The organism is Roseibium sp. M-1 (genome assembly GCF_054515675.1).
In genome coordinates this window covers 118,547-132,865 of record NZ_JBTNQU010000002.1, presented here as the reverse complement: position 1 = coordinate 132,865, position 14,319 = coordinate 118,547, and the positions used below count along the sequence as shown (strand labels likewise).

11 protein-coding genes and 2 pseudogenes are annotated in these 14,319 nt (G+C 57.0%); 11 read left to right on the top strand and 2 right to left on the bottom strand.

Features of this window, described 5'->3' with window-relative positions; all coding sequences use genetic code 11:
- Positions 1-76 precede the first annotated feature (76 nt).
- The 4 genes and pseudogenes from ACX3M4_RS30445 to ACX3M4_RS30430 all read left to right on the top strand — a co-directional run.
- Positions 77-1,498 (top strand): aspartate aminotransferase family protein, encoded by a 1,422-nt coding sequence (locus ACX3M4_RS30445; protein WP_459359535.1) that lies wholly within the window; start codon positions 77-79, stop codon positions 1,496-1,498.
- A 14-nt stretch (positions 1,499-1,512) separates the two neighbouring features.
- Entirely contained in the window at positions 1,513-3,234 is a 1,722-nt protein-coding gene (locus ACX3M4_RS30440) for an acetolactate synthase catalytic subunit (protein WP_459359534.1), read from the top strand.
- Between the two features lie 2 nt (positions 3,235-3,236).
- Positions 3,237-4,672: pseudogene (locus tag ACX3M4_RS30435) on the top strand (NAD-dependent succinate-semialdehyde dehydrogenase).
- 17 nt (positions 4,673-4,689) lie between these two features.
- A pseudogene (locus tag ACX3M4_RS30430) lies at positions 4,690-4,993 on the top strand (Glu/Leu/Phe/Val dehydrogenase dimerization domain-containing protein); the annotation flags it as partial.
- 166 nt (positions 4,994-5,159) lie between these two features.
- On the opposite strand, the gene phnF reads toward ACX3M4_RS30430, so the two are convergent.
- Positions 5,160-5,891 carry a phosphonate metabolism transcriptional regulator PhnF gene (phnF, locus tag ACX3M4_RS30425; RefSeq protein ID WP_459359533.1) on the bottom strand — a complete coding sequence of 244 codons (732 nt, stop codon included), beginning with the start codon at positions 5,889-5,891 and terminating at the stop codon, positions 5,160-5,162.
- Positions 5,892-5,987: 96 nt separating this feature from the next.
- On the opposite strand from phnF, the gene ACX3M4_RS30420 reads away from it, so the two are divergent.
- The 7 genes from ACX3M4_RS30420 to ACX3M4_RS30390 all read left to right on the top strand — a co-directional run bounded on the left by ACX3M4_RS30420 (position 5,988) and on the right by ACX3M4_RS30390 (position 12,551).
- Positions 5,988-7,136 carry an ABC transporter ATP-binding protein gene (locus tag ACX3M4_RS30420; RefSeq protein ID WP_459359532.1) on the top strand — a complete coding sequence of 383 codons (1,149 nt, stop codon included), beginning with the start codon at positions 5,988-5,990 and terminating at the stop codon, positions 7,134-7,136.
- Complete coding sequence (locus ACX3M4_RS30415) at positions 7,133-8,011, top strand: carbohydrate ABC transporter permease (protein ID WP_459359531.1); 879 nt, start codon at positions 7,133-7,135, stop codon at positions 8,009-8,011. Before ACX3M4_RS30420 ends, ACX3M4_RS30415 begins: the two co-directional genes overlap by 4 nt.
- Complete coding sequence (locus ACX3M4_RS30410; protein ID WP_459359530.1) at positions 8,008-8,838, top strand: carbohydrate ABC transporter permease; 831 nt, start codon at positions 8,008-8,010, stop codon at positions 8,836-8,838. The genes ACX3M4_RS30415 and ACX3M4_RS30410 overlap by 4 nt, the downstream gene beginning before the upstream one ends.
- A 113-nt stretch (positions 8,839-8,951) precedes the next feature.
- Positions 8,952-10,205, top strand: coding sequence for an extracellular solute-binding protein (locus ACX3M4_RS30405; RefSeq protein ID WP_459359529.1), 1,254 nt, complete (start codon positions 8,952-8,954; stop codon positions 10,203-10,205).
- 35 nt (positions 10,206-10,240) lie between these two features.
- Positions 10,241-11,005 carry a metallophosphoesterase family protein gene (locus ACX3M4_RS30400; RefSeq protein ID WP_459359725.1) on the top strand — a complete coding sequence of 255 codons (765 nt, stop codon included), beginning with the start codon at positions 10,241-10,243 and terminating at the stop codon, positions 11,003-11,005.
- Complete coding sequence (locus ACX3M4_RS30395) at positions 11,002-12,033, top strand: threonine aldolase family protein (protein ID WP_459359724.1); 1,032 nt, start codon at positions 11,002-11,004, stop codon at positions 12,031-12,033. The genes ACX3M4_RS30400 and ACX3M4_RS30395 overlap by 4 nt, the downstream gene beginning before the upstream one ends.
- Entirely contained in the window at positions 12,030-12,551 is a 522-nt protein-coding gene (locus ACX3M4_RS30390) for an HAD family hydrolase (RefSeq protein WP_459359723.1), read from the top strand. Before ACX3M4_RS30395 ends, ACX3M4_RS30390 begins: the two co-directional genes overlap by 4 nt.
- Here ACX3M4_RS30390 and ACX3M4_RS30385 read toward each other — a convergent pair.
- Positions 12,527-14,308, bottom strand: a complete 1,782-nt coding sequence (locus ACX3M4_RS30385; protein ID WP_459359722.1) for a SulP family inorganic anion transporter — start codon at positions 14,306-14,308, stop codon at positions 12,527-12,529. The genes ACX3M4_RS30390 and ACX3M4_RS30385 overlap by 25 nt on opposite strands.
- Positions 14,309-14,319 lie beyond the last annotated feature (11 nt).

The following is a 14,319-nucleotide window of genomic DNA, read 5'->3' as shown; positions in this document are numbered from 1 at the left end:
CAGGCGCACATTTTTGATATATCAAACATCACATATTATAAATGAGGTCAAAATGAAAAGTGGGGGAACTGGAGCGATGTCGAGCGCAGCGGAGATGGAGTCCGATGAGACTGCCGGTCGTCTGAGGGGGCGACCTAAAGCTGTGGACCTCGAGGTATCCAGCTCCTATTACAACCGGGCGCAGAACGTGCTTCCGGGCGGGACAACACGAGTGACCGTGAAGCGGATGCCGGTTCCCATTTACGCGCATTATGGTCGTGGCGCGCATCTTTATGACGTGGATGGCAACCGCTATCTCGATCTTGTGGGCAATTACACCACGCTCATTCACGGACACGCCTTTCAGCCGGTTGTCGATGCGATCACGGCACATGCAGGAGCGGGGACGTGTTTCGCCAATCCCACCGATACTGAGATAGGGCTTGCCGAGCTTCTGGTGGAGCGTGTGCCGGGTCTTGAACGGCTGCGCTTTGCCAATTCGGGCACCGAGGCTGTCATGTTCGCGATCAAGGGCGCGCGCGGCTTTACCGGACGTTCGAAGATCGCAAAGCTCGAAGGGGCCTATCACGGGGCATATGACTGGGCCGAGGTCAGTGAGGCCAGCGGCCCCGAAAATTGGGGCGGTGCAGAGTCCAACTCGGTGCCTTATTACAAAGGCATGCCGCATTCGGTGCTTGATGAGACGATTGTTCTGCCCATCAACAATGTGGAGCGTGCGGTCGCGCTGGTTGAAAGGAATGCCAGAGATCTGTCCTGTGTCGTGGTTGACATGATGCCCAGCCGTGCCGGGCTGGTTCCCCTTGAGCCGGAGTTTGTTGCCGCTCTGCGCGAAGTCACACACAGGCTGGGCGTGGTTCTGATTTCAGATGAGGTGCTCAATTTCCGCGCAGGCTATGCGGGTATCTCCGATCTTTACGGCGTCAAGCCCGATCTTTTGACCTTTGGCAAGATCATTGGTGGCGGATTGCCGGTCGGGGCCTTTGGCGGTCGGGCTGACATCATGGAGGTGTTTGATTCCTCGCGCGGTGCCCCTGCGGTTCCCCATGGTGGCACCTTTGCCGCCAATCCGCTCACAATGGTTGCCGGCATGGCGGCAATGAAAGCGCTGACGCAGGAGAGTTTCGCCAAACTTGACGCGCTGGGTGAACAGACGCGTGCCGGGTTGCGCGGCTTTGCTGAAAAAAGGTCTTTGCCGATTTCGGTCACCGGGCTTGGGTCCCTGTTTAGGGTGCACCTGCGGGCGCAAGCGCCCCGTGATTACCGGCAGGCCTGGGTCACCCCCGAGGGTGCGAAGCTGCACAAGGAAATCGCGGACAGGCTGCTGGCTTATGGAGTTCTGATGCCGTCCGATACCTCCTCCTGCCTGTCGCTGCCTATGACGCCTGCGGATATCAGCGCCTTTATTGAGAGCTTTGCCGCCGTTCTGGACGATTTGCCCGATGCTGAACAACGCATCCGGCAAGCTGCCGCGAACCGGCCCCACGAACACCAGTACTGAGAAAGTCAGAAAAGATGACGAATACTGATTTGAAGCCGGCAACCGGTCTGGTTGCCGATATGGTTGCGGCTGCGCTCAAGCGGCACAAGGTTGAGGTGATGTTTTCGCAGAGTCTGCCCAGCCGAGTGGTGCTAGCGTGTGAGGACCTGGGTATTCGCCAGATCACCTACCGCACCGAAAACGCGGGTGGGACCATGGCTGATGGTTTTGCGAGGCTCTCGGGCAAGGTCGGGGTGGTCTGTGCGCAAAACGGTCCTGCGGCCACGCTGTTGGTGCCGCCCTTGGCCGAAGCCCAGAAGGCCAGCATACCGGTGCTGGCCATCGTGCAGGAGGTCAATCGGCCTGAAGTCGATCGCAATGCTTTCCAGGAACTCGATCATCTTTCCTTGTTTGCCAGTTGCACCAAATGGGCGCGCAAGGTTCCCGTAGCCGACCGGATCGACGATTATATCGACATGGCCATGATCGCCGCGGCGACGGGCCGGCCCGGACCTGTCGCGTTGATGTTCCCGGCTGATCTTCTCAACGAACCGGCGGTTGCTCCGGCCAAACCGCGCACGCAATCCTATGGGCATTATCCTTTGGACCGGGCCGTTGTGAATGCCGAGACGCTCCGTGATGCCGCTGGAATGATCGCCGATGCGGACCTGCCGGTCGTGATTGCCGGCGGTGGGGTGCATTCCTCCGGTGCGACCCATGAACTTTCGGTTCTGCAGGAAGCCTATGGCGTGGCCGTGGGCACCACGATGATGGGCAAGGGCAGCGTCAATGAATTGCACCCACTCTCGCTGGGGCTTGTCGGCAACGCAATGGGTGAAAGGTCCATCGGGCAGTTCACAAAGCCAATCATTTCGGATGCCGATGTGGCGGTGCTGGTGGGTAACCGCACCAATCAGAACGGAACCGATTCATGGCGGCTGTTTCCTCCCACAGCCAGGATCATCCACATAGATGTTGATGGGCAGGAGATCGGGCGGACTTATGAAGCCCTGCGGCTTGCCGGTGATGCCAAACTCACTTTGCAGGCGTTGTATGACGAACTTGCGCTTTGTAACTTAAGCAAACGCGCCGCCAAACGCGCCGGACTGGAAAAGCGAATTTCGGATGCGCGGACCCGACATCGCGCCGCCAGTCACGAGGTGAGGAGCAGCGACCAGTCGCCGATCCGGCCGGAACGAACAATGAGCGCGCTCTCGGAGCATGTCTTCGAAAACACGGTGCTGGTGGCCGATGCTAGCTATTCCTCGGTCTGGATCAACACTCAATTGAATGCCAGCGCGCCGGGCATGCGCTTTCTCACGCCACGAGGTCTGGCGGGTCTGGGATGGGGGTTGCCACTTGCGATGGGCGCGCAACTGGCGCGGCCCGATAGCACAGTGGTATGTGTGTGTGGTGATGGCGGGTTTGGTCATGTCTGGTCCGAGCTTGAGACGCTGGTGCGGGAGCGCCTACCCGTTGTTGTGATCGTCCTCAACAATTCGGTTCTGGGGTACCAGAAAGACGCCGAGGACGTGAAGTTCGGGCGGCATTCCGGGGCATGTCAGCTTGGATATGTGGATCACGCGCAGGTGGCGGCCGCCTGTGGCTGCAATGCCATCAAGGTTGAAATCGCCGGTGAACTTGATGCGGCGCTGGAGCGCGCGCTGAAGGGCGGCGAACCCTGCCTGATCGATGTGGTGACGGACCCTGAAGCCTATCCGCCTTTGTCGATGTTCGACGGAGCCCTCGGACGCTGACCATGCTGAAGCGCGCCATGCAAAGCCGAAATCTCATCTCCGGCAGCTGGCTTGGAGAGCCGACTGACCCTGTTGTAAACACCGCGACGGGCGAAGTGATCGCACGCGTTCCCCACTTTGGCCGGGTGGAGGCCGAAAAAGCGATTGCCGCGGCGAAGGCGGCGTTTGAGGCGTGGTCTGGGCTGCTGGCCAAGGAGAGGTCGGTCATCCTCAGGCTCTGGTTCGATCTGGTGATGCGGGATCAGGAACGGCTGGCGGGAATATTGACTGCGGAGCAGGGCAAGCCTCTGGCGGAAGCGCGCGGCGAGATCGCCTATGCGGCATCTTACATCGAATTTTATGGCGAGGAAGCCAAGCGTATCAATGGCGAGACCCTGCAGTCGCACATCAAGGACGGGCGGATCGTTGTGATCCGTCAGCCGGTGGGTGTGGTGGCGGCCATCACACCATGGAACTTCCCGGCTGCCATGATCACGCGAAAGATCGCGCCGGCCCTGGCTGTGGGCTGCACCTGTGTGGTCAAACCGGCGGGTGAAACACCGCTGACAGCATTGGCGTTGGCGGAACTGGCCGTAGAGGCGGGACTGCCCGATGGGGTGCTCAATGTGATCACCGGCGATGCTAAGGAAATCGGCAAGGCGTTCTGCGAAAGCGAGGATGTAAAAGCGTTGACCTTTACAGGCTCTACCGAAGTGGGGCGAATTCTGATGCGGCAATGTTCGGGCACCGTCAAAAAGCTTGGGCTGGAACTGGGCGGCAATGCGCCGTTCATCGTCTTTGAGGATGCCGATATCGATGCGGCGGTCGAGGGAGCGATTGCCAGCAAATACCGCAATGCGGGCCAGACCTGTGTGTGTGTTCCAACCGGCTTTACGTGCAGGATGGGGTCTATGATCGGTTCATTGAAAAGCTCAGAGCCAAAGTTCAAACCCTGACAGTGGGAGATGGTTCGGACCCGGATACCCTGCAGGGTCCGCTGATCAATTAGGCAGCGGTTCAAAAGATGGAAGCGCACATCACCGACGCGGTGGCAAAGGGCGCCCGGCTGGTTCAGGGCGGTTCTCGTCACCGGCTGGGTGGCTCTTACACTGAGCCAACGATCCTAGCGGATGTGACCCCGGACATGATCGTCACGAATGAAGAGACCTTCGGACGCCTTGCTCCGGTCTACCGGTTCAAGACCGACGAAGAGGTGATTAATCTCGCCAACGCCACGGAATTCGGCCTTGCGGCTTATTTTTACGCCAGGGACCTCGCCCGTGTCTGGCGTGTGGCCGAGGCGCTGGAATACGGCATGGTGGCGATCAACTCAGGGCTTCTCTCAAGCGAGCTGACTCCCTTTGGAGGGATAAAACAATCCGGCTTCGGCCGCGAGGGCTCCCATCACGGCACCGATGAATTCACAAACCTCAAATACATGCTCATGGCCGGACTGTGAGATAAACATCATCTGTGATGAAACGTAGCGACCAAACCGGTCAACACAGTAAGCACCCCACCTTTCTCTCTGATGTCGATGCCATGTTTTCGCGGGCAGCGGAACTTGTGCCGATACAGGATGGTCTGGCGGAGAAGATCCGGATCTGCAACGAGACCTATATCACAAGGTACGGGGTCAGGCTGCGTGGGCGGATGCATACGTTCGAGGGCTGGTGGGCAGTCCACACCAACCATCCGGCACCGGCTAAGGGGGGGTATTCGCTATGCACCCAATGCTGATCAGGACGAGGTCGAGGCGCTCGCGGCGCTGATGGATTGGACGGATGTCGAGAAAAACGACGCAAAAACAATCGCTAAAGGTTCTGATAGTCGCGATGTTGTACTGTCGTTGTGCTGTTTGGCCGCATTTCCATTACCAATAGGGGTAGGGGGCGCATAACCTTTTGGCTGGTCCTTCCAGTCTCGCAGTGATCAAGCCATATCCGCTAAAGATCTATCGTCAGTTCGACGCGATCCGAGACATAAGATGAGATCCCGTAAACAATCGGGTTTGAAGCTGAATCAGACAACGAAATATATGTTTCCATCAATGGAGTCCGCGGTGAGCACTGCAAGTAACGACACTCTTCGTTGTCGGGAAGGCGACTTCGAATTTTCACCCCGCTTCTGCGGAGTCCGGTGATTCCGAATTGCGACAGGATATCGGCAAACACCAATTGTGAAGCGCCTCGCGTTTTAAGATCCTCAAGAACAGTATCGATTCCGGAGCACTTCTCAGCCCCAAAATAGTGTTTGCCGATATAAATTGGGACGCCGTTTGCTTCGCCCAGCAATCTGGCGCAGACCAGTTGGCTATCTGCGGGCATTCCCAAGGCGGTGTGGACTTGAGGTTCCGCAGGGCCGGTCGCCACACTCAGGATATGCCGTGAAGGCATCTGGCTTTGCTCGGATAGATTTTGCTCAAACCAAGTCTGGCGGCCCAGCCGAAAAGCGATGGAGTGCTCCACCACAAAGGTGCCTCTGCCTTGCTCAACGCGTAGCAGTCCATGGTCTTGAAGATATGAGATCGCTTTGAGAACCGTGTGCTGGTGCACACCGAACTCTTCCGCAAGGCGAGAACTCGCCGGCAACCGTTCGCCAGGCGTCAGCTTCCCGGACTTAATCGCCTCCTGGAGATTGTCACTCACTTTCCGCCAAAGGTCAGTCTCATTGCGCATGGCCAGCTTATATCAGCTGATAAGGCTAATGCCCAATCATTGTTACACATAACTGACATGAAATAGTTCTATAACAATTTTGCAAAGGAGAAATTCATGACCATCCTGTCCGTCAGTCAGCTCAGCAAGTCGTTTGACGGCATGCCTGTTCTCAAAGAGATCGACTTCGAAACCCGCGATGGTGAATTTCTGACGCTGCTTGGGCCCTCCGGATGTGGAAAATCGACGCTGCTTAGGGTTATTGCCGGTTTGGAGCGTCAGAATGAGGGCGAAATCCGGCTTAATGGCGAGCGCATAGACTGTCTACGCCCCGCACGGCGCAACGTTGCCATGGTTTTTCAGTCTTACGCGCTTTATCCTTACATGACTGTTGCGCGCAATATCGCCACCCCACTGGAAATGGCGCGTCTCAGCCAGATCGGTCGTCTACCCGCCTTTGGGCGACTTGTGCAAGGTCGTGCCGCGATCAAGGCTAAGATCGATTCAGAGGTTTCGGCCGTCGCCGAAAGTCTCGAAATCAGTCATTTGCTGGACCGCAAGCCTTCGCAACTGTCGGGTGGCCAGCGGCAGCGCGTTGCGCTTGCCCGGGCGATGGTCCGGAACCCGCGCCTTTTTTTAATGGATGAGCCTCTTTCAAATCTAGACGCCGCATTGCGAGCGCAAATGCGTAGCGAAATTCGTGCGCTGAGCAGACGCCTGCGCGAGACGTTCATCTTTGTCACTCATGATCAGACCGAGGCGATGGCAATGTCTGACCGGATAGCTGTGATGATCGGAGGGCGAATTCAACAGCTCGATACGCCGCACACCATTTACGACCGTCCGGCTAATCTAGAAGTCGCCAAATTCGTTGGGTCTACAGCGATCAACTGTTTTTCCGCACGGATCGACGCCGGCAATCTAAGCAGCGATTTACTGCCCGCATCGATCAGCCTGCCGGGCGCATTCGACGGCCCGGCCACATTGTGTATTCGGCCGGATAGGATCTATGTCGGATGCAAAGGCCCCCTAACCGTGAGTGGCAAGGTCCGCGATATCGAGCCTCTCGGTTCAGATACAGTATTGCGGTTCAAGCTCTTTCAGCGGGGCGAAGATGCGCGCGCGCAATTGCGGCAAAGAGAACTTATGGGAATCTCGGTCGGCGAAAACGTCAAACTCAGTTTTGATCCCGGCGATCTGCACGTGTTCGATGCCGCCGGAAAACGGATCGAATTAAAGGCCTCTGTTCTGGAGGTAGCGACATGATCGATCAGCGTCTTTGGATCACAGCGGGGCTGTTTTCACTGCCTGCCGTTTTGGGCTTGCTGGCTCTTGTTCTCCTGCCTGTTTTAGCGGTGTTCGTGTTGGCGCTGACCGATTGGCAATTCGGCGCCTCGACTGCGGCGTTCGTCGGCTTGCACAATTTCTACGCGATGTTTAGTGACAAAACATTCCGCACCTCTTTGATCAATACTGCCGTATATGTCGCGGTAGTCGTCCCCGGAGTCACTGTTCTGGGTTTTTTGGTGGCCACGGCCATTGAATCCCAGGAAAGCCTGCGTTCGCTTTACCGCTCAATCCACTTCCTGCCTGTAATGGCGACCCTCGCCTCCATGGCGATCGCTTGGGAAGCGCTGCTTCATCCGACGATAGGGCCCATAAATGCGGCTTTGAGCAGCATTGGCTTGGGACGGCCCAACTGGCTTGCTGATTCACGGTTGGTGGTGCCTACGCTCTGCGTCATAGGTATTTGGCAGCATCTCGGTTATGCGATGGTCCTGTTCATTGCCGGTCTAAAATCCATCCCCAATGAACTCTATGAAGCCGCAGCGCTTGATGGTGTCGATACGCCTATTGATCGGGCCCTTCGGGTGACGTTGCCCATGCTCGGCCCTGTGACGATGTTTATTCTAATTGTCGTAGCGCTGAAGGCATTCGAGGTCTTTGATATCGTGCGCGTGCTCACTCGGGGTGGGCCCGGCAATGCATCGGAAATGCTGTTGCACACCCTCTATGTGGAAAGCTTCGAGTTTTTCCGTACGGGTTATGGCGCCGCGCTAACCGTCGTTTTTTTACTGGTGGTCGTCACATTGACGCTTTTGCAGGCCCGGATTCTCGATCGAAGGGTGCACTACACATGAGCCTTGGATCGATACTTTCCGGTGTGCCGAGGCACTTGTTTTTGCTGCTGACGGCAGGTTTCATGCTCATGCCGTTTATCTGGATGGTCAGCCTATCCGCCAAACCGCCGGTCGAGGTCTTTTCGGCAAGCTTCTCGCTTATTCCCGAGACCTTTTACGGCGTGGAAAATTATCGCGAAGCGCTGACGCGCGCGCCGTTGATGACTTTCATGTATAATGGAGTGGTGGTCTGCCTGATCACGCTAGTTTTGCAAATTCTTGTCGCGGCTCCAGTTTCCTATGCATTGGCCAAGCTTCAGTTTCCGTTGAAGAATCTGATTTTCGCGCTGGTTTTGATCGGTCTGTTGGTGCCGCATCAAGTGCTGGCGATCCCGCTTTTTGTGGCTTTTTTCCATCTCGGTCTTTTGAACAGCTATGCAGCGCTCATCCTGCCGGGCATCGTGTCACCCTTCGCCATTTTCCTGTTTCGCCAGTTCTTCAAGACGGTACCCGACGAGTTGATTTCGGCCGCGCGCCTCGATGGGTTCAGCGAATGGGAAATCATCTGGCGGATCATGATGCCCTCGGCAGTGCCGGCAATTATTGCCTTTAGCGTTCTATCTGTGGTTGGTCGCTGGAACGATCTGTTTTTGCCGCTGGTCTTCATCCGCTCGGAAGAGTTGATGACGCCACCGCTTGGCATGATCCATTTCCGTAGCGAGGAGGCTGGCACCAGCTTCGGCCCGCTCATGGCGGCGGCCGTCATTACTGTCTTGCCTCTGATAGTAGCATTTCTCATTGCCCAGCGGCGTTTCGTCGACGGGCTTAGCATGTCGGGGTTCAAATGATCCCGCAACCGACCCAATCAAAATCCGGGTAAACAGGGACGGCCGGATGTTCAAATTGCAGTTGAACACCCGGCCTCTTCAGCACTGCAACCGAAAGGCAAGAGGAGCCATCCATGTCGCATCCACTGAAATCAATAGGCACTGCCATCGCGTGCACATTATTCGCCTCCGCCGCTATTGCGCAAGAAACTACGATATCGGTCACGGCAACACCATCGATCTTTGCACCAATGTTCCAGCGTTTCGTCGACGCGTTCGAAGCGGAAAACTCTGACATCTCCATTGATTTGACCGTCCCTCCCGGTGAACAGCGTGAAATGATCCAGGATATTTTACGCCGTGCCGTCGTCAATGATCTGCCGGATGTTACCTTCCAAGGCTACGATTCCATCCGCACCCTAGCCGACCGCGGCTTAACTGTGCCGTTGAACGAATTCATCGCCAACGAGCCGAACTGGACAGAGGATCGGTTTGCGCCTTCCGTTGCGGCGGCAGCGACACTTGGCGATACCGTGCACGGACTGGGCGTGGGGATTTCCTTCCCAGTGCTTTACTATAATGTCGATCTGGTACGTCAGGTCCAGGATGGCGATGCGGCTTTCCCCGACAGCTGGGAAGGCGTAGTCGAACTCGCTAGGGAGATCGGCGAGCTCGAAGGCGATGTCGTCGGTGGTTTCCACCGCTTCCACCCCTGGATGTTTCAGGCCCAGGTCGAAAGCCGCGGCGGCAGCCTGATGTCCGCCGACGAAAGCGAAATCACCTTTACCGGTCCGGAAGGACAGGAGGCATTTGCACTTTATCGGGCTTTTGCTGAAGCCGGGCAGGGTGGATTCGCCATGACACGGGAGCAGGCGCGTCAGGCGTTTGCAGCCGGCACCGTTGGCATCCTGACCGACAGCTCCAGCGTCCTTAAGCAATATCAGGACCAGATCGGCGATACGTTTGAGATCGGCGTCGCACCTTTCCCTGTAACCGAAAACGGCACTATCCCGGCTGCCGGTGTCGCCGTGGTGATGATGACAAAGGATGAGGACGAGCAAAAAGCCGCATGGCGCTTCATGCAGTTCGTGGCGAGTCTTGCGGGACAAACTATTGTCGCCGAGGAAACGGCCTATGTGCCGGCCAACGCGGCAACAGTCGCTGAGGGCACCTCGCTTGCGGCCTATTTCGCCGAACGCCCGCTGATGGATGCAGCGCTGCGCACAGTTCCGCGTGCATCGGCCTGGTATTCTTTCTCCGGTGAGAATACCGTCAAAATCAACGATGTCATTTATGATAAAATCGAATCCGTCCTCACGCTGCAGGTCGAACCCGAAGAGGGGTTAAACCAGCTCGGTGAGGAAGTCACAAGCCTGCTACCCAACTGATCAGCGGAAAAGGAGGCGCCGAACCAGCGCCTCCTATGATCTTCATGACAAGTTTCATTCAAATCAGTGACAGCCATCTTGGCCTGCCCGGGACCGAAAAATATTGGGAGGTCGCAATGGATATCATTGCCAGACGCCGCCCCGATTTGGTCTTGCACACCGGCGATATTTCCGAAAACGGATATAAATCCGAGCTCGAAAAGGCCCGTATGGACCTGGACAGGTTGGGTGTCCTATGGCGGGCTCTGCCCGGCAATCACGATATTGGCGACGGTCCGCCGGTCGGGCCCGGTCCGGACCAGGCGCGGGTAGAACTGTTCGAATCCGTTGTCGGGCCGTCCAGGTTTTCGTTGTCCATCGGCGGGTGGACATTTATTGGGATCAGTGGGTTGGAATTCGGATTAGAGAACGAAGCGGAGAGGCAAGGCTGGCAGTGGCTTGAGACCTCCCTTAGATCGGCTGAACAGGCCGTCGCTGTAGTATTGCATAAACCGGTCTTCATTGATTGGGCGGCGGAGCGACGCGATACCAGTGCGGCGATTCCCTATTGCGCTCGAAAAAGGCTCTGGAGACTTATCGAGACGAGGTCCGTCGGACTCGTTCTTTCAGGTCACCGGCATACCTACAGGCTAACGCATCACGGTGGTGTGCCTGCCATATGGGGGCCGGCCATTGCCGATTTGCCGGAGCTGACGCCACCGTTCGTCCAAGTCGATTGTCGTCCGGCAATCGTGGAATACCGGCTGACTGCCGGGGGATTCCAGCATCAGCTGATATATCTGGAAGACTCGGGTCGATGATCGATTTGCGCTCCGACATACTTGCACCGATGCGGCCGGAAGTGGCGTGTGCCTTTGCTGAAGTGGCGACGCGTGCGCCTGCTTTCGAGGCGGAGGAAGACTCCGATGAGAAGGCGCTATTGGACGAGATCAAGGAGCTGTTTGGCTTCGAAGGCGCGATCTTGGTGCCGACCGGTACGCTGGCCAATCAAATCGCGCTCAAACTGTGGTGCAAGCCCGGTGATACCATCATTGCCGACCGCGGCAGCCATGTTGCGTCGAACGAGGCGGCGTCCACCGCGGGATTGGCCGGCATACAAGTAGCGTCTCTTGATGGCGAGGACGGGCACCTCAGCCCGTCTCAGATAGATGCGGCGCTGTCATCGCGCCAGAAGATTAGATCGGTGCGGAAACCGCAGCTTGTTTGCCTTGAAAACACCCACAATCGCGCGGGCGGCACCCTGATGCCGACACGCTGGCTGCCGGAGATTGCAACGCTTTGCCATGCCAGGGGCGTGCAGCTGCATCTCGATGGCGCGCGCATCTGGAACGCGCTCGCAGCCGGCCATGACAATGCCCGCTTGCTTGCGCAAGGCGTCGGCAGCCTTGCCCTCAATCTCAACAAGGCGCTCGGCGCGCCTTTGGGATCGGTTTTGCTGCTGCCCAGGGACGCGATTGAAGAAGGCCATTTCCTGCGGCGCATCTTGGGCGGCTGGTGGCGTCCGCTTGGACCGGTTGCTGCTGCCGCCCGCGCCGCGTTGAAGGATTACCGGCCCCGGCTGCAGCAAGATCACAAAAACGCGCAGTTGTTTGCGACAACGTTGCTTGCGTGTGGCGGCGACGTTCTCATGCCGCAGACCAACATTGTGATGCTCGACGTGTCCGACGCCGATATCAATCTCATTAAGCTCGCCGAAAGCGGGGTCTTAGCCAGCCGCTATGGGGCCGCACGCATCCGCTTTGTGTTTCACAATGGTATCGACACGGCAGCCGCCCGGAAAGCGGCCGAGCTGGTGTGCCGCGTTATCGAGGGAGAAGAGTCGACATGAGTACTCAGTCCGAAAGCGCCATCCAAGCCATCATATTTGACTGGGCGGGAACCACCGTCGATTTCGGGTCGCGCGGACCGGCGATGGCTTTCCAGGCGGTTTTCGAGGCGTCTGGATTTCCGGTCTCGCTGCAAGAAGCGCGGCAGCCTATGGGCCTGCCCAAGCGCGACCACATTGCGCAGATGCTGGCCATTCCGGAGCTTGCGGAGCGGTGGCGGGAGCGCTTTGGCCGGGCGCCGGATGGAGTGGATGTCGATCGCCTCTATAAACGCTTTAACGCCACGAGCGTCGAAACGATCCTCGCACAGTCCGACGTCGTTCCTGGCGTACCGGCACTTGTCGAGGGTTTGCGCGCGCGCGGTATCCGGATCGGGTCGACGACTGGCTATACACGTGACATCATTGGAAAGGTGGCGCAACGAGCGGAAAGGCAAGGCGTCCTTCGCCGCGTTCCTCAATTTCGCAGCCGCACGCATCTGGCTACCATATGCAATCACTGTAACTCAAAACCGGGCTGAGTGGCGCACTCCAGAAATACCCGTGCACAGCAATTCTGGCAGATTCCACCATCGACAAGTGGAATAATTTCTGCGATAGCGTCTCCCTTGGACTGAAACACTTTTCCACAGTGTACCTCCTTGTCCACGTGAAAGCGCTTAAGGGTTGCTATCGTGCAAGGGGTCTTGGTGTAGATTGAAAGCGACCCGCCTCTTTCACGCCGCCTCCGTGCTTCTTCGATCAGCAATTGGCAACCAGGTAAGTCAATATGCCCAATCCCAAACAGCACGAGCAGCATGTGTTTCTGGTCGCGACGTTCAGATTCAAAGCGGCGGAATTCGCGCCTAATAAACTCGACTGAACCGAAATAAAGCGGACCATCTAGTCGGGAAATTAGGATCTGGGGGCACTCGGGAAGCTCGTGCAGTGATACTGGTCGAAACGTTCTGTTCGGCGTTGAGTTGTCCGGTGCGCCGACCCCAACAAACGGATGAGCCGTCTTCTTAAGAAAAAGACCAAAAGACAGTAGGACACCTATATAGATCGACGATTCAAGATCAATCAAAAGCGCTGCCAGGAATGTCGTCACCGCGATACTGGTTTCAGTCAGGCTGGTAGTAAAAACTCTGGCCAGTTCTCGGCGGTCCAACAGGTTCCACGCAACCAGTAGTATGACGCCCGCCATGGCCGGTATCGGAACATATGACAGCCACGGGGAAGCAACAAGCAGAATGAGCGCCAAAAATAGAGCGGAGAAAACCGCTGCCATCGGCGTTTGCGCTCCCGCATCGAAATTGGCGCCGCTGCGCGTGAAAGACGCAGATGAAGGGTACGACTGGAAGAATGAGCCGCCGATGTTCGACAAACCCTGGCCGGTAAATTCACGATTTCCGTCCAGGGTCGAGCCTGACCGCAATGCAAGAGCCCGCCCTACGGAAATGGCCTCTAGCAATCCAACAATGGCAATCGCCACCGCAGCGGATGCATGGTTTTGGATGAAATCCATGCTGGGTATCGGTGTATCAAAAGTCGAGAAGACCGCGTTTGGAGCGTCGATCGTGACAACGCTCTGCGCATGGGAGCCCAATAAAACATATAGCCCACTCGCCGCGCAGATTGCTATCATGTAGTTGGGCCAGAGCGGCTTGAATATCCGGACTATTGCGCCAACAAACAATGCTACGCCTGAAATCGTCACTGAAATCGGATCAAAGCCCGCGAGGCCGTGCCACAACGCAGAGAGAAACTCTAAAAGATGTTCGGACCTCGGCAAGTCCAGACCTGTCGCAAGGCGAATCTGGCTCAGCCCAATCAGCAATGCTGCGCCAGAAACGAACCCCAGCATGACGGAATGTGAAATGAAGTCGACCAGGACGCCCAGCCGTGCAATCCCCATGAGAAGTTGCACGATGCCAACAAGAAGCGCCAGCCAGATCGCGCCCTGGATGAACGCAGGGCTACCCGGTACCAGACTGGTCGAGAGGGCCCCGAAGACAAGCACTGAAATCGCAGTTGTAGGTCCTGAGACTGTGTGCATTGATGACCCGAATAATGCTGCGATCACAGTTGGAACCATCGCGGAGTAAAATCCATATTGCGGCGGTAGGCCCGCGATCGCGGCGAATGCAACCCCTTGCGGTAGAACGATGGTAGCGCCTGTCAACCCGGCATAGGCATCTTTTTTGAGCTGATCTCTGCTCAGATCTTTTATCCAAGGCCGCGGTCGAAATGTGTGGTTAATTGTGCCGACAATGGCGCCAATCAAGTTATTGATCATAGGCTTTTGCA